This window comes from Paenibacillus woosongensis, assembly GCF_009725165.1.
GTDB classification, from domain to species: domain Bacteria; phylum Bacillota; class Bacilli; order Paenibacillales; family Paenibacillaceae; genus Fontibacillus; species Fontibacillus woosongensis.
Genome location: NZ_WNZW01000072.1, coordinates 1 through 219 on the forward strand (window position 1 = coordinate 1; position 219 = coordinate 219).

A 219-nucleotide genomic window follows, 5' to 3' on the forward strand; every position below is an offset into this window, starting at 1 on the left:
TATGAGCGATGGGGTGACGCAGTAGGGTAGTGACGCGAGCTGATGGATGCTCGTCCAAGCAGTGAGGCTGGTGTGTAGGCAAATCCGCACACCGTAAGGCTGGGCTGTGATGGGGAGGGAAAATTTACAGTACCGAAGGTCATGATCTCACACTGCCAAGAAAAGCCTCTAGCCAGGAGAAGGTGCCCGTACCGCAAACCGACACAGGTAGGCGAGAAG

1 rRNA gene is annotated in these 219 nt (G+C 55.7%); it reads left to right on the forward strand.

The window, feature by feature from the left end:
• Positions 1 to 219, forward strand: a 23S ribosomal RNA gene (locus GNP95_RS25635); the annotation flags it as partial.